Here is a 23744-nt window from a genome sequence, read left to right on the forward strand (position 1 = left end):
GAGGGCCGGTGCCGGTTTCGGGGCGCGGTCGCGAGTGCGAGGGGTGCGACGTTGAGCGGTGTGATCGATCCGAGCGCGATCCCCATCCCCAAGGCGAACGTCGAGGGTGTCGAGTCGGCGGGCCGGGCGCTCAAGACCGACGGGACGACGATCTCGGGGACCGGCCACGACATCGACTCGGGCTGGCAGGCCCTGGACCCGCACTACAACGCGCCCGAGGAGCACCTGCTCCTGGCCGCCACCCATCCGGTGGCCGCCAACGGCGACGCGTTCAAGGGCGAGGTCACCACGGTCGGCGACGCGCTGATCTCCTTCGCCGGTGAGATCCGTCCGATCATCAACCGCCTCCAGACGCTCAAGACCAACGCGCAGACGTTCCGCAACAAGATCGCCGGCGACGACGACTGGCGCAAGGACGGCGACAAGGTCGACGAGCACAACAAGCTCAACAACGACGTCCTCGCCGCGGTCGCCCAGTACCAGGCCGCCGAGCGGACCTGCGCCAACAAGATCACCGGCATCTTCGGCGGGACGAAGTTCGTCCCCGCCGACGGCAAGCCGGGCAACGGCGAGAAGGGATACGGGCTCGGCAAGGCGCCCGAGAACGTCGAGACCCCCTGGGCCAAGCCCCAGGAAGAGGACAAGCCCTGGTACGAGGACGCCTGGAACGCCGCCTGGGACTACGGCAAGGGCCTCGTCACCGGCATCGCCGACCTCGTCGGCCTGCACGGTAAGAACGGCTGGATCTGGGAGGGCGACTCCCATTTCTGGGACAACCTGGGCGACGCCTGGATGGGCAAGCTCGAAGAGATCGCCGGCCTGGTCGGCCTGCACGGCGAGAACGGCTGGGTGTGGGAGAAGGACTCCCACTTCTGGTCGAACCTGGGCAACAACTGGAAGGAGGTCGCCCACTCCATCGTCCCCTGGCGCGAGTGGGGCGACCGGCCCGGCTACGTGATCACCACCACCGCCATCAACGTCGCGACCGTCGGCGTCGGCGCGATCGCGAAGAAGCTGCTGGGACGCAGGGGCGGCGGAAGGCACGGCGACGGCGACGGCGGCGAGAGCCGTCCCGGCGACCGCGACGGCGACGGCAGGATCGACGGCGACGCCGACCTGCCGAACAACGGCCGCGACCCCGACCTCGACGCCACGGCCCGCGAACTCCAGCAGCAAATGAACGATCTCAATGTCGATCCCAGCGATGTGAATCAGCTCCAGCGCACTTTGGACGACGCGGAGTCTCTCCCGGACCGCGAGCCCGCCCACGTAGGCGGCAACGACGACCCGCCCGGTTCGGGCGGCGACCACGGCGACAACGGCCCCGGCAAGCCCGAGGGCGAGGGCAAGCCGGACACCGGCGACGGCAAGCCTGACGGCGACGGCAAGCCGGATGGCGAGGATCAGCCGAACGGTGAGGGCAAGCCCGACGGCAATGGCAAGCCCGATGACGACACTCCCAACGGTGACGGTAAGCCCGATGGCGAGGACCAGCCGAACGGCGAGGGCAAGCCCGATGGCAACGGCGACGGTGCCCCCGACGGGGACGGCAAGCCGGACGGTCACGGTGATCAGAACGGCCCGAACGACCCGCCGAAGGACCCGCCCGGCGACAACGACCCGGGCGACGGCGATTCCGACCCCGACCCCGAGCATGAAAAGAAGATCAAGAAGGCCGACAAGCTCGAGGAGTCCCTGCACAAGGGTGGGCTGTCCGATGAGGACATCGAGCGGCTGCGCGGCGACAACCCGCGCGACGGCGACCAGTGGCAGCGGCTCGCCAAGGCGCTGGAGCAGCAGTTCGGCAAGAAGGCGCTCAAGGCGAACCCCGACCTGCATTCGGACGCGCTCCGCTTCGCGATGGACGGAGCACACAATCCGCGCGAAGTCGCTTACCGCTACGAGTACTACAAAGCGCATTATGACGAGACGCGGGCGCAGATCGAGCGGGAGATCGACGACGGCACGATCGAGCGGAACAACAGGAGCAACGACCAGATTGCCGCCGAGCGCTTCCGTGACGTCGATGTTCGGGCCGAGCTGGAGCATGATCACAGACAGGTCAGGGAGGCCCGGCCGAACCCGGATGAGGCGCGCATCGATCCGGAGCTCTCCGGGGACGCTAGGCTCGGCGCGATACGCCAGCACGCTGGGCAGATCGGCATGGGCCACGAAACGTCCACGGCCTACCACGTGCGCAAGCACTACAGCGAACTGCCGCCGGGGGAGCGAACCGGGGGCGGCCTCGTGCGGGACTTCCTCAACAGTGCGGAGCGCACTGTTCGAGAGGGGAGGATGGCCGATCGCAGGGTCGAGGCCGATGGCACGGAGCGCATGCTGTTCCACCGCAAGGTCGGGGACCAGACAATGGAGGCCCTGGTCCTCCTGCGCCCGGACGGAAAGCTCATCATGCTCACCTACGGCGCGGAGAAGATCGGACACCTGTAGTCTCCGCGGTCAAGCCATGAGTGGACGGTCGCAGGCGTGATTGACAGTGCGTGGCAGGATCGGCTCGACACGATGCGCGAACGCGCGGAGTGGCTTGAGGCAGTGGGCCCCGGCGGCGGGGACGACGTGGGCAGGGCTGTGATGAAGGCTCTGCTGGAGGTCTACGACCGCTTGGCGAAATGGGGCGCGGCCGACCCGGCCGAGGCGGAGGCGCTCCGGGCCCGCGTCCGACGCCCCGACCTCGCCGACGACCTGCGTGGCGAGCGTGCGCAGACCGCGCTGTCGGTCTATGCCAGCGAGGGCGAAAGGTACGCTTTGCGGGGGCGTAACGACGGCTACCGGCAGGCATGCGAATTCCGCTCGGCGATCAAGCTGCTGACGGATGACTACGACGAGGTGGTCGTCGATCCGTTCGCCCAAGAGGCGTTGGATGATTTCGACGAAGAACTCCGCGACGTGGCCGACGACGCCACTCCGGTGCACCGGAACCAGGTTCCCTCCTGGGCTCCCCGGTCGCACTGGTGGTGGTGGAAACCCGATCACATCGACATGAGCATGCGTGAGTACCGCGAGCGCCTCTTCACGGGCGACCTTGAGGAGTACGAGAGCAAGGCGCCGGGCGCGGCCGACTGGCTGCGGTGCGGGGACAAGGAATGCTGGTGCTTCACCGCGCCAGGCTGAGGAAGTACGGGGCGGACACATGGCGAACGAGCAGAGCTCCGGCGGAGCGGCGGCAGGAGCGCCGCGTATCGATCCGGGGGAGCTGAACAGGCGGCTGCATGCCGATGTCGCCGAGATCGAGGCGATGGGCCGCACCGGCGCGCGGGTCGACCTGGCGGCCGGGGACGCGAGCGTTCCCGCGCAGGTGCGGGAACAGGCGGCGCGGATCGGGTTCGAGTCGCCCGTCGATGCCGCCGCGCAGTCGTTGCGGCACATCACCGAGCTTCCGGCGGCCGAGCGGGGAAGCGGCTCGCCGATCGTCCCGTATCACACCGCCGCAGGGCGGACCATCAGCGAAGGAGAGCTGGTCGCCCACACCACCAGCGCGGGCGCGCGGCAGGTGGTGTTCCGGCGTGCGGCCGCGGTCGCGGCCGATGTCACGGTGACGTTGGAGGCGGCTGTCCGCGTGACGGCCGACGGGTTCGCCTGGCTGGACTCGTTCGGTTGGCCCGTTGTCGAGACCGACGTCCCGGTCCACGCATTCGCCGGTTCTCGTGCCGACTATCTCGGTGCGGCGGTCACCGGGTTGCGTCAGGGCGGCCCGTTCGATCAGGTCATGCTCATGGTGTTCGCCACCGCGCTCGGAGATTTCGGCGACGGTGGTGACGACGCGCGGCGGGGAGAGTTGGCGGGGCTCGTCGGGGAGCGTCCAGGGCAGCTGGCGGCCTATGTGTCGCAGGCCGAGACGTACGCGGAGTCCGTCCGGGCGAACGGGCCGTACGGCGCGTGCCTGTACCGGTCGGCATTGGAGAGCCTGTTCGAGAACTACCTGGGCAGCGCCGCACTCGACCTGGTCGATCAAGAGGACCTCGACGACCTCGATGAGGAACTCCGCGAGGGGATCCCCGAGGCCGACTCGCTGGCCCCCGAGGCGATTCCGGCCGGGACGCCCGTCCATCACTGGTGGTGGAACCTCGCGGTCCGGGTCTGACCGCGTGGGCCCTGGCATGATCGGGCCATGACCATTCGTTCCACCGGCGGGCGCATCGCCGCGTTCGCCTGGTTCGCGTTCGCCGTGCTGAACCTGCTGGATCTGGCGTTCAACATCACCGGCAAGGGCGATCCGCACTACACGGTGACGACGGGGACCATCGCGGCGCTGCTGCTGCTGGGCTGCGCGCTCGCCTACGTCCTCGGGCTGCGTCCGGCGATCATCGGGGACGAGGAGCGGGGCGTCGTCATCCGCAACCCGCTGCGGGACGTGCGGGTGCCGTGGCGCGCCGTCCGGGAGATCGAGGGGACGCACGCGGTGACGGTCCGGTTCGCCGGGCCGGACGGGGCGGAGCTGAAGGCGCGGGCGTGGGTGCACCAGACCTCGCCGCGCGCCCAGGCGAAGGCGGAGGCGCGGGCCCGGCGGGACGAGGCGCACGCGAAGGTGCCCACCGCGAAGCTCAAGGGCCGCACGCCCGCCGCCTACGCCGCGCAGCGGCTCAACGAGATCGGTGACCGGAGCCGTCCGCGGACGCGCTCGGGCGCGCCGGACAAGGCGGCGGCCGCGCGTGCGGCCGAGGAGGCGAGCCCCGCGCGGGGCGCCGTCACCTGGTCGGTTCCGGCGTTGGCGTCGCTGACCGTCCCGCTGCTGCTGCTCGTGGCGCTGGGGGTCGCCTCCGTGCTCAACTAGAGGCCCAGGGCGATCGATAGATCGGCCTTGAGGGCTTCGAGGTCGGCCGCGGCTTGGGCGCGGGGCGCGTCCGCCGGGAGGACGACCTCCAGATAGCACTTGAGCTTGGGCTCCGTCCCGGACGGCCGGACGACGATCCGCGCCCCTCCGTCGAGCCGGAACCGGAGGCCGTCGGTGGGCGGCAGCCCGCCCTCGCCCCGGGCCAGGTCGTCGGACGCGACGACCGCGCGTCCGCCCAGCTCGGTCGGGGGCGCAGCGCGCAGCCGGGCCATCGCTCCGGCGATCAGCGACAGGTCCTCGACGCGGACCGACAGCTGCGCGGTCGCGTGCAGCCCGTACCGGCGGGCCTGGTCGTCGAGGAGGTCGAGCAGCGTGCGGCCGTCGCGTTTCGCCTCGGCGGCGAGGGCGGCGACCGCGAGGGCCGCGCCGATGCCGTCCTTGTCGTTGACGAGGACGCCCCGGTCATCGCCGACGCAGTGGCCGAGGGCCTCCTCGTAGCCGAACACGAGCCGGTCGCCGGGCCGCGCCGCCTTCATGATCCACTTGAAGCCGGTGAGCGACTCGGCGAACCGGACGCCGTGCGCGGCGGCGATGTCGGCCAGCAGCGAGGACGACACGATCGTCGTCACGACCAGCCGATCGTCGCCGGTGGTGTGCCGCAGGACGTGCTCGGCGAGCAGGCCGCCGACCTCGTCGCCGGTGAGGGGCCGCCAGCCGTCCGGCGTGGGCACCGCGACCGAGCAGCGGTCGGCGTCCGGGTCGTTGGCGATCACCAGGTCGGCGCCGCGCGCGGCGGCGAGCGCGAGCGCCAGGTCGAGCGCGCCCGGTTCCTCCGGGTTCGGAAACGCGACGGTCGGGAAGTCGGGATCGGGGTCGGCCTGTTCCGGGACGACGACCGGCGCCGGGAAACCGGCCCGCTCGAACGCCTGGAGCAGCACGTCGCGTCCGACGCCGTGCATCGGCGTGTAGACGACGGAGATATCGCGCGCGTCGCCGAGGCGCAGGCTCGTGACCGCGTCCAGGTACAACTCGGTGTCGTGGTGGACGGGCCAGCGGTCGCCGAGGGGGAGGGCGTCGACGCGTCCGACGGCGTCGATCGCGGCGGAGATCTCGGTGTCCTGCGGCGGGACGATCTGCGCGCCGTCGCCCCAGTACACCTTGTAGCCGTTGTCGCGCGGCGGGTTGTGGCTCGCGGTCACCATGACGCCCGCGACGACGTCGTCGAACGCCTGCGTGAAGTGCGCGAGGACGGGCGTCGGGACCGGCTCGGCGAACACCTCGGGCCGCAGCCCCGCCCCGGCGAGGACGGCCGCGGTGTCGTCGGCGAACCGCCGGGAGCCGTGCCGGGCGTCGAACCCGACGATCACCCGGCCGCCGCGCGGCAGGCACGCCGCGAGCCCGGCGGCGGCGCGCATCACGGTCACCCGGTTCATCCGGTTGGGCCCGGCGCCCAGCTCGCCGCGCAGCCCGGCCGTGCCGAACTCCAGCCGCGCGCCGAACCGGTCGGCGAGGGCCTGCTCGTCGCCCGCGTCGAGGATCGCGCGCAGTTCCTCACGGGTCGCGGGGTCGGGGTCCTGCGCGAGCCACAGCTCCGCCTGGGCTCGAAGCTCGCTCATGGCTTGCGCACGGGGCTCGCTCATAGCTTGGACAGGACGGTGCGGAGGAGCGCGCCCATGCGCCCGGCGGACGCGCGGCCCGCCTCCAGGACCTCCTCGTGGTCCAGCGGCTCGTCCGACAGGCCCGCCGCGATGTTGGTGACGAGCGAGATGCCGAGCACGTCCGCGCCGCCCTCGCGGGCCGCGACCGTCTCCAGGACGGTGGACATCCCGACGATGTCGGCGCCCAGCGTCCGCAGCATCCGTACCTCGGCGGGCGTCTCGTAGGTCGGGCCGCGCAGCGCCGCGTAGACGCCCTCCGGCAGCGACGGGTCGACCTCCTTGGCGAGGGCCCGCAGCCGTCCCGAGTACGCCTCGGTCAGGTCGAGGAAGGACGCCCCGGTCATCGGGTTCGCGCCGGACAGGTTCAGATGGTCGGAGATCAGGACGGGGTCGCCGACGCGCTGGTGCTCGGGCCGCAGCCCGCCCGCCGCGTTCGTCAGCACGATCGTCTTGACGCCCGCGGCGAGGGCCGTCCGGACGCCGTGCACGACCGCGGCCGGGCCGCGTCCCTCGTACAGGTGGGTGCGGCCGAGGAAGACCAGCGTGCGGGGCCCGCCGCACTCCACGACGCGGATCTTGCCCGCGTGGCCCTCCACGGCGGGCGGCGCGAAGCCGGGCAGGTCGGTGACGGGGACCTCGGTGACCGGGTCGCCGAGCGCGTCGGCGGCCGGGACCCAGCCCGAGCCCATCACCAGGGCGACGTCGAAGGAGTCGGTGGACGTGCGGGCCCGGAGGGCGTCCGCCGCGTCCCGTGCCAGTGCGAATGCATCGTTGCTCACAAATGACAGACTATCGCCAAAAATGCCACACTCCGGTCAGTCGCCCAGCGAGGCGCAGGGACGGGTCCGCAGGTCCTTGACGTAGTCGTCGGGCGCGCCGGCCTTCTCCGCCGCGTCCGCGAGGATGCCCACGTACCGGGCGGACGGCAGGCCGCCCTCGTAGTCGTCCAGGACGTACATCCAGCACAGGACGTCGCCGTCGAGCGTGTGCACCCGGGCCCTGACCTTGCGGTACACCTCCAAGGACGCGCCCTCCCAGGCGTCCAGCTCCTTCTCGTCCCACGGGGGCACGTCGTAGATGACGACGAAGACCTGCTCGAACCGGTCCTCGACGACGGTCGCGAGCGCGCCGTCCCAGCCCTTGTCCTGGCCGCCGAAGGTCAACCGCCACCCGGTCAGCCACCCGGTGCCGCGCATCGGGGAATGCGGAGCCCGGGTCGCCATCTGCTCGGGGTCCATGTTTGATGCGTACGCCGCGTACAGAGCCACGTTGGCCAAGCGTACGCCACGGGCCCGCGCGCCGCCGGGTGTCGCGGCCGGGCGGTACGCAGGGTAAAGGCGCCCGGTTCAGGGGTCTCGGACGGTTCACTCCCGTACATAGGAAACAATGGGAAATGTGACCCGCATCGTGATCATCGGAGGAGGGCCGGGCGGCTACGAGGCCGCGCTCGTCGCGGCGCAGCTCGGCGCGGACGTGACCGTCGTCGAGCGCGACGGCCCCGGCGGGGCGTGCGTGCTCACCGACTGCGTGCCCTCCAAGACGCTCATCGCCACCTCCACCCGCATGGCGGTCATGTCGGAGTCGGCGGGGCTCGGCCTGCGCTTCAACGGCGGCCCCGACGGCGTCGTCGGCGGCCTGGAGGCCGACATCGCGACGGTCAACAAGCGCGTGAAGGACCTCGCGCGGGCCCAGTCGTTCGACGTCGCCGAGCGGCTCGCCTACGAGGAGGTCAAGATCGTCCGGGGCGAGGCGCGGCTGGTCGAGCCGCATGTCGTCGCGGTCGGCGAGCGCCGCATCCAGGCCGACATCGTGTTGCTGGCGACCGGCGCCACCCCGCGCGTGCTGCCCGGCGCCGAGCCGGACGGTGAACGCGTCCTCAACTGGCGCCAGCTCTACGACCTGCCCGAACTTCCCAAGGAACTGATCGTCGTCGGGTCCGGTGTGACCGGCGCCGAGCTGGCCGGGGCCTACCTCTCGCTCGGGTCGAAGGTCACGCTGGTGTCCTCGCGCGACCGGATCCTGCCCACCGAGGACGCCGACGCCGCGTCCGTCCTCCAGGACGTCTTCCTGCGCCGCGGGATGAACGTGATGTCACGTTCCAGGGCGGCGGGCGTCGAGCGCTCGGGCGACGGCGTGATCGTCACGCTGGAGGACGGCACCAAGGTCGAGGGCACGCACTGCCTCATGACGGTCGGCATGGTTCCCAACACCGGCGGCATCGGCCTTGAGGAGGTCGGCGTCCGCTGCGACTCGCGCGGGTTCGTCGAGGTCGACAAGGTGTCGCGGACGTCCGTCCCGCACATCTACGCCTCCGGCGACTGCACCGGCGTGCTGATGCTCGCCTCCGTCGCGGGCATGCAGGGCCGCATCGCCATGTGGCACGCGCTCGGCGAGGCCGTCCAGCCGCTCAAGCTCGGCTGGGTCGCCTCCAACATCTTCACCGACCCCGAGGTCGCCTCGGTCGGCGTGACGCAGCGGATGGTCGACACCGGCGAGGTCAACGCCCGCACCGTCATGCTGCCGCTGTTCACCAACGCGCGCGCCAAGATGCAGGGCTTCGAGGACGGGTTCGTCAAGCTGTTCTGCCGCCCGGCCACGGGCATCGTGCTCGGCGGCGTCATCGTGGCGCCGCGCGCGAGCGAGCTGATCCTCGGCGTGTCGGTCGCCGTCCAGCAGCACCTCACGGTCGAACAGGTCGCCCACACGTTCGCGGTGTACCCGTCGCTGTCGGGCAGCATCACCGAGGCGTCTCGCCGCCTGATGTCCGAGAAGGCGTACTAGCCGCCGATCCCGGTCAGCGGTCCGGCGGGGAGAGGCCGTGGCGGCGCAGGCGGGCGCGGCGCAGGTCGTTGGAGCCGATCGCCACCGCGAGCACGCTGCTCACCAGCGCCAGCAGCGGGACGCCGATCCGCGTCCACAGGGGGCCGGGCAGCAGCGCGAGTCCGGCGCAGATCGGGAGCATCACGGCCAGGTGCCGCAGCAGGAGACGCGTCCGCCAGCCCGCGTCGGTGAGGTCGTGCCTGACCCAGTCGCGGTTGCCCGGCGGGAGCCGGAAGCCCAGCGCGTACCCGGCCTGGCGGAGCGGGCCCGGGTCTCCTGGAAGGCGGCTCATCAGAACCCGCCGAAGTCTCCGCCCCCGCCGAAGTCCCCGCTGCCGAAGTCCCAGCCGCCGCCGACGTCGCCCCCGTCACCGCCGAACCCGCCGTCGCCCGGAGCGCCCGGGACACCGCCGAAGCCGCCGCCGAACCCGCCGCCCATCATCGAGCCGAGCATGGTGCCGACCATCATGCCGCTGAGCAGGTCGAACCCGCCGTATCCGGCGTAGTAGCCACCGGCATAGGGCGCGTAGGCGGGGCCCGCGTCCCAGTACGGCCGCCGTCCGTCCCCGTACGGCACCATGCGGATGTCGGGGTCCGTCCCGTGCAGGACGGCTTCCGCGTCCGCTTCGCACGCCGGGACGGAACGCGCCGTCCCGCCCGGGGGCGCCCATGTCACGTCCTGGACGGACGGCCCGTGCTGCGGGTTGAAGAAGCACGGCGGCCGCCGCTCGGGGACGGGCTCGCTCGCGAGACGCGCGCGCGTGGCCGTCATGTAGTAGCGGCCGTCCTCCAGCGCCTCCGTGACATGCTTCATGTCCTCGGGCCGGGCCGCGCGTGCGGTGGCCGCCTTGGCGCCGTCGTAGGAGTTCATGGCGCGCTCGTAGTCGGACCGGGTGTCGGGGTCGAGCTTTGGGTCCATGACGTCGAGGTCGAGCCGGGCGATGTCCTCGCCGAGGAGCGTCACGTCCTCCTCGACGCCGCGCTTCAGCTCGGCCATGCGCCGGGCGTCGCGCTCGCGGCCCCGCTTGCGAACCACCAGGAACGCGCCCACCGCGCCCGCCACCACCAGGAGCAGCACGCCGAGCGTCACGAACCCGGCGATCGCGCTGGAGCGCGCCTTGTCGTCGGCCTTGTTCTCGGCGAGGTCGCCGAACCGGATCAGCCGGTCCTTCAGCGGGACGCCGTTGGTGCGGGTGACGACCTGGTTGATCTCCTTGCTGTTGAGCTTCTTGGAGATCGCGCCCATGTTCCTGCCGTCGGCGGTGACGGCCACGTACGTCTGGCCCTTGCCGACGCGGTTCGCCACGGCCTTCAGCATCGGGCCCACCTGGGCCTTGGTGATGTCGTCGCGGACGACGACCGCGCGGATGTCGGCGTCGCGGTCGCGCCCCAGCGCCGCCTTGACCTCGTTCTGGTCGGCGGCCGAGAGCGCGTTCCCGGCGCCGCTGGTCACGTACAGGCGCGAGTCGATGAGGCCGTTGGCGATCTGCCCGACCGTGTCGTCCGCGCGAACGGTACTCGCCGGTGCGGCGGCCCGCGCCGGAGTGGCGGCCCGCGCCGGTGCGGCGAGGCCGAGCGCCAGCAGGACGGCGACGATGACGGTCGCGAACAGGCCGCGGCGGGCCCGCGTCTCGGAGCTCATGATGTCGATCAGCCCCCTCTACCTGCTACGACGTCCGGGCACGGCGACTCGTTCCCAAAGCACACCCTGCACCCTGCCCAGCAGGGCGTCCGGGAACCGTCGCGAGCCGGTCGTGAGGCGACCGGGACCGGTCGCGGGTCAGGAGTCCTTGATCTCGCAGATGACCGCGCCGCTGGAGACCGTCTGGCCGACCTCGGCGGACAGGCCGGTGATCGTTCCCGCCTTGTGCGCGGTGAGGGGCTGCTCCATCTTCATCGCCTCCAGGACGACGACGGTGTCCCCGGCGGCGACCGTCGAGCCGTCCTCGACGACGAGCTTGACGATCGTCCCCTGCATGGGGCTGACCAGCGAGTCGCCGGACGCCTGGACGCCGCCGCCCTTCGCGCCCCCGCGCCGCCTCGGCGCCGTCGCGGCCCGTCCGGGCGCCGCGGCCCCGGCCGAAGCGCCGAGCCCCGCCGGAAGGACGACCTCGATACGGCGTCCGCCGACCTCGACGGTGACGCGCTCGCGCTCGCCCGCGTCCTCCGCCTCGGCGGCGGGCGCCGCGTAGGGGGCGATCTGGTTGTCGAACTCGGTCTCGATCCACCGGGTGTGGACGGTGAACGGCGTGTCGTCGTCGGCGGGCACGAAGGCCGGGTCGTCCAGCACCGCGCGGTGGAAGGGCAGCACGGTCGGCATGCCGTCGATGACGAACTCGGCCAGCGCGCGCCGCGCCCGCTCGACCGCCTGCCGCCGCGTCGCGCCCGTCACGATCAGCTTGGCGATCAGCGAGTCGAACTCCTGCGGGACGGTCTGCCCCGCGCCGTAGCCGGTGTCCAGCCGGACGCCGGGGCCGGTCGGCGGCTCCCAGGCGGTCAGCGTGCCGACGGCGGGCAGGAAGCCACGTCCGGCGTCCTCGGCGTTCAGCCGGAACTCGATCGAGTGCCCGCGCAGCTCGGGGTCGCCGTAGCCGAGCTCCGCGCCGTCCGCGACCCGGAACATCTCGCGGACGAGGTCCACGCCCGCGACCTCCTCGGTCACCGGGTGCTCGACCTGGAGCCGCGTGTTGACCTCCAGGAAGGAGATCGTGCCGTCCTGCCCGACGAGGAACTCGCACGTCCCCGCGCCGACGTAGCCGGCCTCCTTCAGGATCGCCTTGGACGAGCGGTACAGCAGGTCCATCTGCGCGTCGGACAGGTAGGGCGCCGGCGCCTCCTCGACGAGCTTCTGGTGCCGCCGCTGGAGCGAGCAGTCGCGGGTGGAGACCACCACCACGTTGCCGTGCTGGTCGGCGATGCACTGCGTCTCGACGTGGCGCGGCTTGTCGAGGTAGCGCTCGACGAAGCACTCGCCGCGCCCGAACGCCGCGACCGCCTCGCGGACGGCCGACTCGTACAGCTCGGGGACCTCGTCCAGGTTGCGGGCGACCTTCAGGCCGCGCCCGCCGCCGCCGTAGGCCGCCTTGATCGCGATCGGCAGCCCGTGCTCGCGGGCGAACTCGACGACCTCGTCCGCGCCCGAGACCGGGTCGGTCGTGCCCGCGACCAGCGGCGCGCCGACCTTCTGCGCGATGTGCCGCGCCTGCACCTTGTCGCCGAGCGCCACGATCGCGGACGGCGGCGGGCCGATCCACGTCAGCCCCGCGTCCAGCACCGCCGTGGCGAAGTCGGCGTTCTCGGCCAGGAAGCCGTAGCCGGGGTGGACGGCGTCCGCACCCGACTCGGCCGCGATCCGCAGCAGCTTGCCGATGTCCAGGTAGCTTTCGGCGGCGCCGCGCCCGTCGAGGGCGAACGCCTCGTCGGCGACCCGAACGTGCAGCGCGTCCAGGTCCGGCTCGGCATACACCGCGACACTGGCCAGACCGGCGTCGCGGCACGCACGGGCTATACGGACCGCGATCTCACCGCGGTTGGCGATCAGGACCTTGCGCACGTGGGTCTCCTCCCTAACCTCGCACGGCAGTCTAGATAACCGCACCGTACGGATTTCGGAACCCCCTCTTTATTGCTGTTTTCGCTCACGAATGAAGTACCTGGCCCATACCCGCCCGGAACCCGTGGATCCGCGACAGACTCCCGTCCGTCTGATCAACGAACCGGCGGCCGGACGGCCGCGGGCCGGAGAGGAGCCGAGAACGTGGCCAAGAGTGAGTCGAGGGGCGCGGCGCTGCGGGCGCCGAGCAGGCGCAACGCCATCATCATCGCCGTGGTCCTGGTCGTGGTCGCGTGGCCTACGCTGAGCGCCCTGCTCGGCGGCTTCGAGCGGACGAGCGGCGGCGAGATCGCCGTCGTCCGCAACGGCGGGTTCTTCGACAACAACCGCATCCGCCAGGTCATCGACCCCGGCTCGGGCCGGACGTGGGTCGGCCTCTACTCCAAGGTCCACAAGTACCCGGCGCAGCAGCGCTTCTACACGATCACCTCCGACGCCCGGAAGGGCGATGAGTCGGGCGTGGACGTGGTCACCGTCCCGAGCGCCGACGGCGTCAACATGGGCATCGAGGGCACCCTCTACTTCACCCTCAACCAGGACCACCAGGCCCTCAAGGCGTTCGACGACAAGTACGGCACCCGCAAGTTCCGCAGCACGGACGGCAAGGGCTACTCGCCCTACGACGGCGACAAGGGCTGGTCGGCGTTCCTCGACCAAGTCGTCCGCCCGGTGATAGACAACGACCTGCGCAGCCAGGTCAACAGCTTCCGCTGCGCCGAACTGGTCTCGTCCTGCGCGCTGGTCCAGAACACCTCCACCAACGCCCCGGCGCGCCCGCAGCAGCCCGCCCAGCCGGGGCAGCCCGCGCAGCAGCCGCAGAGCAACAACGCCAACATCGCCAAGGTCCAGAACTCGATCAACACCAGCCTCGCCGCCGACCTGGACAGCACGCTCGGCGGCAAGTACGTCACCAACATCCACTTCAACCTCGTCCGCGTCACGCTGCCGGAGAAGGTGCAGGACGCCGTCGACCGCGCCCAGGCCGCGTTCGCCCAGGTCAGCGAGGCCCAGGCCAAGGTCGCGACGGCCAAGGCGGAGGCCGCCGCCAACAAGGCCCGCCAGGACGGCTACAACAAGTGCCCGACCTGCGCGAGGATCGAGGAGCTGAAGGCCCTCCCGCAGGGCATCACGGTCTACGCGCCCGGCAACCCGAACGGCTCGCTCCTTCCCCGGAGGTGACACGTCCGTGCGGTTCCTCATCATCCTGGCGATGCTCGCGGTGGCGGCCGTCGTGGTCGTCCTGCTGCTGTACGCGTTCGGCGGCCTGTCCTCCGACGGCCGGCGCCGGCGGGAGCCGACCGCCCGCTGGGAGCCCCACACCGAGTCCTCGGACGGCGTCACGACCGTCCTCGTCCGCCGGGTGACCCGCGACGCGTCCGGCGCCCTGGTGGCCGAACTGGGCCGCCAGACCGTCGCCGCCATCCCCGACGGCGACACCGACTGGGAGACCCGCTACCACGAGGCCATGGCCCAGGCCCGCTCCCGAGTGGCCGCCCTGGAGATCGAGTCCACCTGACCCCGGCCGCGCCCCGCCTGCCCGGGGCGCGGCCCCGGGGTGTCTCGCGGGGGACGGCCGGGTGGTCGGGGGGTGTGTCGGTACGGCGTCGCGGGCGGTGTCTCGACGGGGCCGGGCCGGTGTATCTTCGCCTCGGACTCGGCGGGGGAGGAACCAGCGGAGGGGAGGCCGATGGTGCGCGCGTGGACCCGGAGCGGCCTGGCGGTCGTCCTGGCCGGCTGCGTGCTGCTGCCGGGCTCGTCCGCCGTCCGGGAGCCCTCCCCGCGGGTGGACGCCGACACGACCCGGCAGCTGACCGCCGCCGCCCGCGTCCTGCTGGTGCGCCGGTCGGAGGCCCTCGTCCAGCGGCGGCACCGTGACCGGCGCACCCCGACCGAGGTGCTCGGCGTGCGGATCTCCCCGGGCGTGGCGCGGGTGCAGGAGCGTGCCGTCCGCGAGCTGGAGAACCGCAACCGCGCGCCGGTCGAGGGCGGCCCCGCCTACACCGGCGCCCGCACCCGGTTGGAGGAGGGCAAGGCCATCCGGACGGGCGACCGCATCACGCTGGAGGCGGTCGAGCACACCGAGGTCCGCTACGACACGGGCACGCTGGTCCAATCGGTCCGGCGCGGATTCGAGTTCCGGACACACGGCGAGCAGATCACACTGGTCGGCGAACGCGTCCTCGACCCCGCCGCGCACCCGGTCAACGACCCGGAACCCCCGGCCCGCTGATGTTACTTTCTGGCCAATGAACTGTTTCCCTGGGAAAAGGTCATCCAACGCGATCTGAAAAGACCTTGACGGACGGTAATGATGCACGTCACGAGATTGCGTAGCGTCACGCCCGAGTCGCGTAAACGCCCTTCTGCCCGGGGGCGGTGACCACAACCGGACAAGGCTGTAAGGTAGGAATGTGGCTGTTTAGGTAGGCCTGCGGGTGGATTTACGTGATCGAGTGGGCGTAGGCTGGCGCCATTCTTGATGGCACGGCAGGCAAATCGGTGGGCGACGAAAGGTCGAGCAGTGAGCGGTGACAGGCGCGGCGCCAACATCGGCGAACTGGAGGAGCTGTCCCGGATCTTCAGCAAGCACTCCCGCAATCTCGACGCGCTGATCAAGGATCTGAACGGACGCACGGTCAGTAGCTCCCAGGCCTGGTGGGGCCCCGGCGCCGACCGGTTCCGCTCCGCCTGGGCCGAGGCCAAGACCGCCTTCGACAAGATGGCGCTCGCCCTGGAACAGGGCGGCCAGGACATCAAGAAGGCCCAGCAGAACATCGAGGCCGCCACCCGCTGACGCCCGCCCCCCAAGACCGCGGGTCCCGGCCCATCCCCCCGAGGCCGGGGCCCGCACCATTCCCTGGAGGACGGGCGTGAACCAGGCCGAGGTCACCCGGCTACAGTTCCTTCTGAGTCATGTCCGGACGCTGTCCGACCAGCACTGGCACACCTTCACCGCGTCCCGCCGCGCCATGGACGACCGCGCCTGGGTCGGCGGCACGTCCCCCCGCGCGTTCGCCGCCAAGCTGGAACGCAACGACGCCGCCCTGCGCGCCGCATTACAGAAGGCGCTCCGGCTCGTCGAGGACGAACTCCGCCGCGCATGACCGCGGACGGCTGGCTCGGACCCGACGCCTGCGGCGTCAAGCTCACCGAGTTCGAACGCATGACCCAGGACATGAGCAGGGCCGCGCCCGCGCTCCGGCAACTCGCCGACGACCTCTGGCAGGCCCTGAACGGCGCCGGGGTCAGCACGGCCCCCGCGATGGAGATCAAGCGCATCGCCGCCTGGACCGAGGACGCCGCGTCCGACCTGCGCAAGCGCAACATGCTCGTGCACGACCTCGACCGGCAGCACCTCGCCTTCACCGTCTGCCGCGCCGACGGCACCTACCTGCGGCTCCCCGACCGCTACACCGACCAGATCGGCTACGCCGAGGGCCGCCGCGCCGCCGAAATGTTCCGCCGCGCCGTGTCCGGCGACGCCGCCGCCCGGACGGACCTGCGCCGCCTCCAGCCGCCCGACATCACCCCCCTGTTCGCCAAGGGCCTCCTCGAATCGATCAGCGCCGAGGAACTCCTCAAGCTCCCGATGCAGCTCGCCCTGAAACTCTCCGGCGACATCACCCAGCACCGCTCCGGCACCGACGCCAACGCCGCCGACACCCGCGCGATCCTCGCCCTCCTCGGCCGCGCCGTCGCGCTCGGCACCGACGGCCAGGGCAAGGGCTACATGGGCGAGGAGTACCTCCTCGCCCTCCGCCGCGCCGGCCGCACCACCTTCCCCCCGCGCGCCACACTGCCGAACGGCGTCGCGGGCTACGAGTCCCTCGCCACCCTGATCGCCTCGACGGACACCCGCTTCTCGTTCCACTTCATCAACGTCGTCGGCAACGACATGATCGCCTACGACAGCGGCATCCGGAAACGCCTGGGCCAGCTCCCCCTCCCCGACCTCGGCGCCCGGTACCGCCTGGGCAACGCCCTCGACCCGTCCACCACCGGGGTCAAAGAGGACGACCGCAAGACCGACTTCCTCTCCCCCCTCCTCGCGGCCGCCGCCGCGAGCGGCCCGGAGGCGGCCCAGGCCCTCCTCACCCACAACTGGTTCGGCCCCCAGCAGCTGGGCGCCGTGCCCGGCATCAAGGCCACCAACCTCGAATACCTCCTGCACGACCGCCGCGCCATCTGGGGCGAGTCCGACCACGGCGCGGCCCTCGGCAAGACCATCGAAACCGCGGCCACCGGCCAGGACCGCGAGTCGTCCCGCCTCGCCTTCGCGATCGCCAAGATCCTCGCGGACGACGCCCGTCCGAACTACCCGGTCAAGGACGGCAAGGTGACCGTCGGCGACAAATCCCCGTTCGCCGCCCTCAAGAGCGGCAACCTGGCCGACGCCATAGCCCGTCCGCACCACTACGACGAACTCTCCGGCCTCCGCCCCAACATGGCCAAGGTCCTCGTCGCCCACATGGACCGCCTGCACGACCTCGTCCGCCTGGCCAACTATGACGAGCGCCCCGGCTCCACCGGCCTGACCGGCGACGACCTCGACTACCTCCTCCTGGACATCACCCGCGACGCCCAGGCCTACGAAACCCTGATCATGGGCCAGCTCGCCCATTCCAAAATCACCATCGACCGCACCGTCGCCCGCAATGGCGACCTCTCCAACGCCATCATCGGCGAAGGCCGCATGTTCGGCCACCTCCTGGAAGCCCGCCACCAGTCCGTGGGCGCGGAAGAGGCCCGCCTGGCCGAAGACCTGGAACGTATGCGCAAATACGTCAGCTACGGCATGGGCCTGGTCCCCCTGGGCACCGACCTGGTCGCCTCGAAATCCCCCCTGGGCGGCAAGGCCTACGCCGCCGCCTCCACCCAGGCCACCACCCAAATGACCAACTGGCTAGCAAAACGCCTAGCCGACAAAGACAAACCTACCATAACAGCCCCCACCACCGAAACCGAAAATATAGAACGCCTCCTCAATCAGATGATCACCTCGTCCCTGATATCCCACGGCCGCCTCGATGGTCCGAAAATCGCGGGAAGGTCATTTGCTGAAGGAGGGAATCCGCCCAAAGTCCGTCCGCTTGAGGAACTCGGTTTGAATGAAATGGAGAAGCTTCTTCGATGGGCCGACGACGAGAAAAGGCTTTCGGATATTAATGACGCTGCAATGAATTCGATTTACAATGGCGCCATCAAGACTGCCGGCCATTATCGAGACAAAGGCGGACATAATATCGGTCCTTCAATCGAAAGATAATCTCCATGCGACCATTGTTGGTGAGTACTTGCGTCGCGGCCGGGTTGTTTGTCGCTGGATGTGATTCGAGTTCTCCGAAGGAGATGCCAACTCTCGACCTGCGTCCTGTGGCAGATAACGCTCCATATCTATGTGATTTGGTACCCGAAAAAGCATTTCGAGCCGTCACTGGGTTGAGTGACGTACTCGATGGTGACTGGTCTGGGCCGTCGACGAAGAATGGGATCTGCCTTGCGCGCGCGAAAGGGCGCGAGGCGCCCTTGGGGGTAGACTGGGCTTTTGATGGCGGCGATAGGGTCCTTGAGGCTCAGCGCGAAAGGTGGTCGAAGGTGGCCACCCATCCGCTTCCGGCCGATTTGGGGAGCGGTCTGGCGGTGATTAATCCGAGTTTGGGTTCCGTTCCGCGGCCTAATTATGTTATCAGCCAGTTCTTGTGCGGAAAAAGACGGCCCTGGATGAGTATTGACTTCGCGTTGGTGGCGCGGGGGCGGGACGCCGTGCGCGACATGATGGATTTCATGCGCATCGCTGAAAAGCGGTTCAGGGAGATCCACAAATGCACGCCGCCCCTCGCGGGGTGACAAGGCGGTTCGTTTTCGGCCGGAGGAGTGGGCGAGAGGCTCATCTCCCCTGTTGGCTGAGCTGAGTAGAAATCCGCCCGTAGTCATCCCTGGTTCGGGCGTCGTTCGGCGTCCGAATTATGTGATCGCGGCCTTCTCGTGTGAGAAGAAGCGGGCATGGATCAGTATTGATTTCGCGCCGGTGGTGCGGGGGCGGGATGCTGTGCGGGATATGGTGGATTTCATGCGGATTGCGGAGAGGCGGTTCGGGGAGATTCATAAGTGCACGCCCCGGCCCTCGTGAGGGGTTAGTCGGCGGGTGGGAGGGCTACTTGGATTTGGGTTGTCCGGCCGCCGGTGACGAATAGGCCGCGGCCGGTGAGGCCCACCAGGGGGGCGTTTCGGGGGAGGCGGAGGTTGAAGAGTTCGCCGTCGTCCGGGGACTCGATGGACAGGAGGACGCCGGAGCGGGAGCGGCGGGTGTCGGAGAGGAAGCCTCGGTAGCCGCGGGCCAGGTCGGCGGTGGTGCCGCCGATGACGACGGCGTGGTCGCCGTCGCGGGCGGTGCGCAGGACGTCGCAGAGGGCGTCGTCCAGGGCGGTCTCGTCGAGGAGTTCGGCGTCGTCGACGATGACGGCGTAGCGGTGTTCGTCGCCGATGGCCTTTTCCAGGTCGTCGGGTTCGGATTGGGTGGTGAGGACGCCCAGGACGCCGGGGCGGCCCTGGAGGAAGCGCAGGGGGGAGCGGCGGGGGGTGATGAGGACCACGGGGACCAGGCCGCCGCCGACCGCGGGGTCCAGGAGGGAGTGGACGATCGTGCGGAGGGTCGTGGAGCGGCCGGAGCGGGGCGGGCCTGCCACGGCGAAGCCCGGGCCCTCGTTCAGGAGGTCGATGCCCACGGGGGCGAGGGTGTCGCCGCCTACGCCGACCAGGGCCCAGAGGGGTGAGGGGGCGAGGAAGTCGGTGTCCAGGGCCATGGCCTCGCGGTAGGTGACGCGGACGGGGAGCTCGTCCACGCGGAGGGGGCGCTGGCGGCGGGGGAGGCGGCCGTAGCGGGTGACGGAGGCGCGGGCGATGTCCTGGAGGGCGGCGACCTGGGACGTGCCGGACGGGTCGTCCGAGAGCAGGCCGATCTGGGATTCGCGGAGCGGTGCGCCCGGGACGGTCGCCTCCAGGGCGCGGCCCGGGGGCATCGCGGCGGGTACCTGCTTCTCCTGGAGGCCCGCGTAGCCGTAGTCGTTCGGGTCGGACATGCGCAGGACGAGGCGGCGGTCGAAGACGGTGGAGATCTGCCCGCCGAGGCCGGAGCGGTCGCCGGTGAAGACGGCGCGCAGGCCGACGGCGGCGCCCTCGCGGAGGAGGCGGAGGGTCTGGTCGACGAGGCGGCCGTAGTCGTAGTGCTCGAACGCGCCGAGGAAGCCCTCCCAGCGGTCCAGGAGCAGGATCATCCAGGGGAGGCGGTCGGTGGCGGCGACGGCGGCGCGCTGTTCGGCGAGGGAGGCGAAGCCCGCTCCGGCGAGGAGTTGCTGGCGGCGGGCGACCTCGGCGGACAGGGCGGTGAGCAGGCGTTCGCAGCGGTCGAGCTGGTCGCGGCTGACGACGGCGCCGCAGTGCGGGAGGGAGATCAGGGGGAGGAGCGCGCCGGCGCCGCAGTCGATCGCGTACAGGTGGGCGTCGAACGGGGAGCACGCGCCGGCGAGGGCGCCGGCGATGGTGCGCAGGGCGGTGGAGCGTCCTGATTGTGCGGAGCCGGCGAGGTAGAGGTGGCCGCCGGTGGCGAGGTCGAGGGCGAGTTCCTCGCGGGACTGGACGGCGGGCAGGTCGGTGATGCCGAACGGGATCGGCGGGACGTCCGCGACCGAGCCCCCGGCGGCGATGCGGGGCGTCAGCCGGACCTGGTCGGGCAGCGGGTTGAGCCAGGGGGACGGCTGCCGGGCGATCCCGGCGCGCCGGGCGGCCTCGTCGATCGCCTCGACGAGGAGGGCGAGGTCGGTGGCGAGGTCGTCGGGTGCCTCGCGGGGTGCGGGGAGGGGGCGGCCGAGCTGCTGCCAGGGGAGCGGCAGCGTCGTGGTGCGGCGGTCGGTGGCGCCGGGGCGGCGGCCGCCGATCCGGGCGGACTGGACGGCGTGCAGCGAGCCGCCGGAGCGGACGTAGCAGCGGCCGGGCGTGGATTTCGAGATCTGCGCGGCCTCGGGGGAGTCCAGGACGTCGGTCGACTCGTCCGGGTCGGTGACGCGCAGCGCGACGCGCAGGTTGGTGTTGGCGCGGATGTCGGCGGTCACGACCCCGGCGGGGCGCTGGGTCGCGAGGATCAGGTGGACGCCGAGGGACCGGCCGCGGCGTCCGATGTCGACCAGGCCGGTGACGAAGTCGGGCAGGTCGGTGACCATGGCGGCGAACTCGTCGATGACGAGGACGAGGCGCGGCATCGGGGGCAGCCCGGGGTTGGCGGGGCGCAGGTCGTTGTAGTCGTCGACGTCCTTGGCGCCGTGGGCGAGCAGGACCTCCTCGCGGCGCCGCAGCTCGGCGGACAGGGATTCGAGGGCGCGTTCGGTGGCGTGGCCGTCCAGGTCGGTGACCATGCCGACGGTGTGCGGGAGGCGGGCGCAGTCCTTGAACGCGGCGCCGCCCTTGTAGTCGATGAGCACGAACGTCATCTCGTCCGGACGGTTCGCCACGGCCAGCGACGCGATGAGGGTCTGGAGCAGCTCGGACTTGCCCGCGCCGGTGGTCCCGGCGATGAGCCCGTGCGGGCCGTCGGCGCGCAGGTCGACGCGGTAGGGCTGGTGGGGGCGGCCGGTGCGGCTGCCCGCGCCGATGCCGATGGGGACGCGGGTGGTGCGGCCGCGGGTGCGCGTCCAGGTGCGCAGGATGTGGTCGGCGGTGGGCTCGGGCATTTCGAGGAGGTCCAGGAGCCGCACGTTGGACGGGATGGCCTCCTCGGCGTCCTCGCGGGAGACGTCGCGGACGGGGGCGAGCGCCCGTGCGACGCGATCCGTCCAGGACGGGGAGACCTGGTCGGCGAGCACGGGCCCGAGGACGTCCAGCCCCTGGCCGCGCAGGTGGAGGTAGGACGGGTACTGCGGGTCCCAGGCGGCGACGGCGGCGCACTCCTCGGGCAGGAGGCGTTCCTCGTCGTCCACGCATATGGCGTAGAGGCCGAACTCGGGGCCGCGCGAGAGCAGCATGGGCATGCCCGGGACGCGGCGGAGCGTGCGCGCCCCGTCCAGGACGATGAGGATGGTGTACGGGACGGCGTCGGCGGCCTTCCCCTGCCCGAAGAACTGCCCCCCGGCCTGCGCGGCGCGCCGCCGCTCGGTCACCCGGATCGCGAGTTCGGTGACGCGGTGCGCGACCGACTCGGGGTCGGTGCCGACGAGCGCGACGCAGTCCTCGCCCTCGCGCGGCGCGCAGTGCGGCAGCCAGCGCACCCAGTTCCATTCCTCGCCCGCCTCCGCGTCGGCGGACAGCACGACGACGGCCAGGTCGCGGGGGCTGTGCAGGGCGGCGGCCTGCGCGACGATCCAGCGGGCCAGCGCGCGCGAGGCGGAGCGCGGGCCGGTGAGCCCGAGCACGCCGAGTTCGGCGAGCGGCAGCGCGACCGGCACCTGCCGCGCGACCGGGACCGGGACGTCGCCGGTCAGCTCGATCCGCGCGGGCAGGTCGGCGAGGCCGAGCCGCAGGTGCAGGGCGTCGGGGTCGTCGCGGCGGCGCTCCCACAGGCGCCGCCGGGGGCCGGTCGCGGTCAGCAGCACCTCGGCGGGGTCGGGGTACAGGGCGCGGCGCTCGGCCTGGTCCTCGCGCCACAGCCGGTCCAGCTTTCCGTCGAATTCGCCCGCTTTGCGCTGGTACTCCTTCAACGCCTTCTTGTACGACTTGCGCCCGTGCATGCGGTCGCCGATCCACTCGCCGACCGTCATGGCGGGCCAGGCCAGCGCGAACAGCGCCCACCACCACTGGCCCATCGCGAACGCCATGACCAGCCCGAACACCGAGAACAGCACCGCGCCGAACAGCCGGAGCCGCTCGCGCGGGTTGCGCTCGGGGCGCTCGGGCACCTCCAGCGACCGCAGGTGGTGGCCCGGGTTCAGCCGGGGCGGACGGTTGAACGCCAGCCCGCCCTCGGGCAGCGGTTCCAGGTGCGTGTCGGGCGCGGCGCTCGGCATCAGCGCGAGGACGCTGGAGCCGACGGACAGCAGGCCCCCGAAGGGCCAGCGCGCCGGTTCGGTCAGCGGCTCGCCGTCCAGGGCCGCCCGGGTCATCGCGGACGGCTCGACCCGCACGTCCTCGACCCCGACCGTGATCCGCAGCGACCGCGCGGGCACGGACGGGTCGTCCAGCCGGACGTCCACGTCGTCGCCGAAGCCGATCGTGGCGACGCCGAGCCCGAGCCGGTGCACCGACCCCGCCGCCGGACCGCCGACGACCCGCACCTCCACGAGCCCGGACGGCTCGTCCCGCACGGTGGCGGCGGCACCGCGCCGCTCGACCGCGACGACCGCGCCGTCGCGCAGTTCCTTGACGGCGAGGGCCTGCGGGTCGAGCATCCGCCCGTCCATCCACAGCGCCTGCCGCTCCGTCTCCGCCCGCTGCGCCTCCTTGGAGAAGCGGGGCACCAGGCGGTCGTCGAGCGAGGCCGACAGCGACCGCGCGACCCCGTCCACGGTGGCGCCGGAGTCCACGGTGATCACGACGTCCCGGGGCCCGCCGCCGGTCAGCGCCGTGAACGAGATCCGCATCCGAGCCCTCCTTGCGCGCGGCCCTCCGCGCGTCCTCCACGCCGCCGCGCAACAGCTTAATTACCCGGCCTCCGGCAGGGTGCCGACTCGCGCCGGGTCGCCGCGCCGAGACGTCGCGCGGGACGTCGCGAGAGTGTGCCGCCGCGTGGCGTCCGATTGATCCTGAATGTGGTCAGTGACTCGTGTGACTGGTGGTAAGTCACGAAGTGACCGGGGGAATCGCAGGTCACGGCGGTGCGCTCCGGTGGGCGGCCGCTTCACCTCATCGAATCCATTGACGTGGCGTCGTCGGCACCGCAA

At 71.4% G+C, this 23744-nt stretch carries 19 protein-coding genes; 12 read left to right on the forward strand and 7 right to left on the reverse strand.

Annotation, left to right across the window (positions count from 1 at the left end; all coding sequences use genetic code 11):
* Positions 1–60: 60 nt before the first annotated feature.
* The 4 genes from K2F47_RS13325 to K2F47_RS13340 are packed head-to-tail and all read left to right on the forward strand — an operon-like array spanning position 61 to position 4789.
* Positions 61–2448: a collagen-like domain-containing protein gene (locus K2F47_RS13325; protein ID WP_242903164.1), complete on the forward strand. Its 2388-nt coding sequence runs from the start codon at positions 61–63 to the stop codon at positions 2446–2448.
* Between the two features lie 36 nt (positions 2449–2484).
* Positions 2485–3129 (forward strand): hypothetical protein, encoded by a 645-nt coding sequence (locus K2F47_RS13330; protein ID WP_242903165.1) that lies wholly within the window; start codon positions 2485–2487, stop codon positions 3127–3129.
* 19 nt (positions 3130–3148) lie between these two features.
* Positions 3149–4099: a hypothetical protein gene (locus K2F47_RS13335; RefSeq protein WP_242903166.1), complete on the forward strand. Its 951-nt coding sequence runs from the start codon at positions 3149–3151 to the stop codon at positions 4097–4099.
* 27 nt (positions 4100–4126) lie between these two features.
* On the forward strand, positions 4127–4789 hold the full coding sequence (locus K2F47_RS13340) for a PH domain-containing protein (RefSeq protein WP_242903167.1): 663 nt from the start codon (positions 4127–4129) through the stop codon (positions 4787–4789).
* Here the strand turns inward: K2F47_RS13340 and K2F47_RS13345 are convergent.
* From K2F47_RS13345 to K2F47_RS13355, 3 genes are read right to left on the reverse strand one after another with little or no spacing between them, the layout of a single operon-like run.
* Entirely contained in the window at positions 4786–6429 is a 1644-nt protein-coding gene (locus K2F47_RS13345; protein WP_372490848.1) for a phospho-sugar mutase, read from the reverse strand. The genes K2F47_RS13340 and K2F47_RS13345 overlap by 4 nt on opposite strands.
* A complete protein-coding gene (locus K2F47_RS13350) occupies positions 6426–7226 on the reverse strand; it encodes a purine-nucleoside phosphorylase (RefSeq protein WP_242903168.1) in 801 nt (266 codons plus the stop codon). The genes K2F47_RS13345 and K2F47_RS13350 overlap by 4 nt, the downstream gene beginning before the upstream one ends.
* 36 nt (positions 7227–7262) lie before the next feature.
* Positions 7263–7715 (reverse strand): gamma-glutamylcyclotransferase family protein, encoded by a 453-nt coding sequence (locus K2F47_RS13355; protein WP_242903169.1) that lies wholly within the window; start codon positions 7713–7715, stop codon positions 7263–7265.
* A gap of 127 nt (positions 7716–7842) precedes the next feature.
* Here K2F47_RS13355 and K2F47_RS13360 point away from each other — a divergent pair, with 127 nt between their 5' ends.
* Positions 7843–9228, forward strand: a complete 1386-nt coding sequence (locus K2F47_RS13360; RefSeq protein WP_242903170.1) for an NAD(P)H-quinone dehydrogenase — start codon at positions 7843–7845, stop codon at positions 9226–9228.
* Positions 9229–9241: 13 nt separating this feature from the next.
* On the opposite strand, the gene K2F47_RS13365 is transcribed toward K2F47_RS13360, so the two are convergent.
* The 3 genes from K2F47_RS13365 to K2F47_RS13375 all read right to left on the reverse strand — a co-directional run bounded on the left by K2F47_RS13365 (position 9242) and on the right by K2F47_RS13375 (position 12819).
* The gene (locus tag K2F47_RS13365; protein ID WP_242903171.1) at positions 9242–9559 is read right to left on the reverse strand and encodes a DUF5313 family protein; all 318 of its coding nucleotides are present in this window, start codon (positions 9557–9559) and stop codon (positions 9242–9244) included.
* On the reverse strand, positions 9559–10908 hold the full coding sequence (locus K2F47_RS13370; protein WP_242903172.1) for a hypothetical protein: 1350 nt from the start codon (positions 10906–10908) through the stop codon (positions 9559–9561). The genes K2F47_RS13365 and K2F47_RS13370 overlap by 1 nt, the downstream gene beginning before the upstream one ends.
* Positions 10909–11046: 138 nt before the next feature.
* Complete coding sequence (locus K2F47_RS13375; protein WP_242903173.1) at positions 11047–12819, reverse strand: acetyl/propionyl/methylcrotonyl-CoA carboxylase subunit alpha; 1773 nt, start codon at positions 12817–12819, stop codon at positions 11047–11049.
* Positions 12820–13023: 204 nt separating this feature from the next.
* Between K2F47_RS13375 and K2F47_RS13380 the strand changes: the two genes are divergently transcribed.
* The 7 genes from K2F47_RS13380 (at position 13024) to K2F47_RS13410 (ending at position 18726) form a co-directional block, all read left to right on the forward strand.
* Positions 13024–14058, forward strand: coding sequence for an SPFH domain-containing protein (locus K2F47_RS13380; RefSeq protein ID WP_242903174.1), 1035 nt, complete (start codon positions 13024–13026; stop codon positions 14056–14058).
* Positions 14059–14065: 7 nt separating this feature from the next.
* Positions 14066–14395 carry a hypothetical protein gene (locus tag K2F47_RS13385; protein ID WP_242903175.1) on the forward strand — a complete coding sequence of 110 codons (330 nt, stop codon included), beginning with the start codon at positions 14066–14068 and terminating at the stop codon, positions 14393–14395.
* A gap of 171 nt (positions 14396–14566) precedes the next feature.
* The gene (locus tag K2F47_RS13390) at positions 14567–15109 is read left to right on the forward strand and encodes a hypothetical protein (RefSeq protein ID WP_242903176.1); all 543 of its coding nucleotides are present in this window, start codon (positions 14567–14569) and stop codon (positions 15107–15109) included.
* Positions 15110–15400: 291 nt separating this feature from the next.
* Positions 15401–15673 carry a WXG100 family type VII secretion target gene (locus tag K2F47_RS13395; RefSeq protein ID WP_214618355.1) on the forward strand — a complete coding sequence of 91 codons (273 nt, stop codon included), beginning with the start codon at positions 15401–15403 and terminating at the stop codon, positions 15671–15673.
* A gap of 76 nt (positions 15674–15749) precedes the next feature.
* Entirely contained in the window at positions 15750–15983 is a 234-nt protein-coding gene (locus K2F47_RS13400) for a hypothetical protein (protein ID WP_242903177.1), read from the forward strand.
* Entirely contained in the window at positions 15980–18145 is a 2166-nt protein-coding gene (locus K2F47_RS13405) for a hypothetical protein (protein ID WP_242903178.1), read from the forward strand. The genes K2F47_RS13400 and K2F47_RS13405 overlap by 4 nt, the downstream gene beginning before the upstream one ends.
* Positions 18146–18474: 329 nt before the next feature.
* Positions 18475–18726, forward strand: coding sequence for a hypothetical protein (locus K2F47_RS13410; protein ID WP_242903179.1), 252 nt, complete (start codon positions 18475–18477; stop codon positions 18724–18726).
* Positions 18727–19013: 287 nt separating this feature from the next.
* Here the strand turns inward: K2F47_RS13410 and K2F47_RS13415 are convergent, their stop codons facing one another.
* Positions 19014–23444 carry an FtsK/SpoIIIE domain-containing protein gene (locus K2F47_RS13415; RefSeq protein WP_242903180.1) on the reverse strand — a complete coding sequence of 1477 codons (4431 nt, stop codon included), beginning with the start codon at positions 23442–23444 and terminating at the stop codon, positions 19014–19016.
* Between the last annotated feature and the right edge of the window lie 300 nt (positions 23445–23744).

The organism is Actinomadura terrae, from assembly GCF_022751215.1.
GTDB classification, from domain to species: domain Bacteria; phylum Actinomycetota; class Actinomycetes; order Streptosporangiales; family Streptosporangiaceae; genus Spirillospora; species Spirillospora terrae.